2 protein-coding genes and 1 pseudogene are annotated in these 1,100 nt (G+C 70.6%); all 3 read left to right on the forward strand.

Features of this window, described 5'->3' with window-relative positions; genetic code table 11:
- Positions 1-212: hypothetical protein (locus tag ACLZN2_RS50815; RefSeq protein WP_416987071.1), on the forward strand; the 212-nt coding region annotated here is incomplete at its 5' end.
- A 47-nt stretch (positions 213-259) separates the two neighbouring features.
- Positions 260-757, forward strand: a complete 498-nt coding sequence (locus ACLZN2_RS50820) for a hypothetical protein (RefSeq protein ID WP_416987073.1) — start codon at positions 260-262, stop codon at positions 755-757.
- A 107-nt stretch (positions 758-864) separates the two neighbouring features.
- Positions 865-1,100: pseudogene (locus tag ACLZN2_RS50825) on the forward strand (hypothetical protein); the annotation flags it as partial.

The raw sequence follows: 1,100 nt of genomic DNA on the forward strand, positions 1-1,100 counted from the left end.
CCAAGACCGAGCACTGGCCCTGGGTCGACGCCGAACTGCGCCTAACCGTCGCCCGCGCCGCAGGTCTGAACGCCGTCAGCACCCTCGATGCCCGTATCGACGGCGTCCTGGCCACCGCTGCCCGCAAGACCCCGCGGCGCCAGGCGGACCTCCTCGAACGCGCCGCCGAACAGTTCGCCCAGCAGCACGCACCCGCCTCCCGCACCCCCTGACCCCGCCGGCGCCCACGCCGATCCCAACACAAGGAGAATCCCCGCCCATGGCCGTCCAGAAGACCTGGACCGTCGTCCACGCCTGTGGACACGAGATCACGCACGACCTGTCCGACCGTCCCGCCGACCGGCGCGCCGGATTCGCCCGCTGGCTGACCGAACGCGACTGCACCGACTGCTGGAAGGCCGCCCGCGACGGCGACAGTGCCGGCAAGGAAGAGTGGCTCGCCGCCCGGCGCGCCGAAGAACAGCAGGCCGCCGCTCAGTGGACCGAGCAGTTCGAGATGCCGCCGCTGGAGGGCACCGAACGCGCCCAAAGCTGGGGCGAGCGCTCCCGCCATCAGCTGGCCACCCGCGCGTATGCCGCCCTCGTCACCGAGGGCACCTGGGATGAGACCGACTGGACGGTGCTGGAGGAAAAGATCCGCACCGTCACCCGGGCCGGATGGTGGATCGACCAGCGCGATACCGAGGGCACCGATCTGCCCGAACTCCTCGACGCCGCCACCAAACACGACCGCGGCACCGAGAACCCGTACCGGTAGCCGACCAGGGATTATATCCGACGATCCCCGGTTACCGAAACCGGGGATCCTCCGGAGCATTGAGCCTCCCACCGCCACCCATGCCGCTCGTGGAAGGACCCCTTTCTGTGCCCGACGCTCCCGGCCCCTCGCACATACCCGCCGCCTGGACGCCGTCCCTGGAGACGCTGACCGCCAGGCGGGACATCACCCACGCCCACTTCGTCCCCGGCGACACCGTCGTGATCCCCACCGGCGTCGCCGACGGCTATCTGTCGGGCGACGTCATGACCATCGTCGCCCCCTCCTGGCACACACCGACGGACGAGGACGGCTGGCGGCTGCGCAATCCCAAGGGCGGCGA

It is taken from the genome of Streptomyces sp. T028 (genome assembly GCF_048159505.1).
Classification (GTDB): Bacteria; Actinomycetota; Actinomycetes; order Streptomycetales; family Streptomycetaceae; genus Streptomyces.

Bases quoted from the DNA above. Each gene is read 5' to 3' on its own strand.
- ACLZN2_RS50820 (WP_416987073.1), top strand. From the start codon at position 260: ATGGCCGTCCAGAAGACCTGGACCGTCGTCCACGCCTGTGGACACGAG.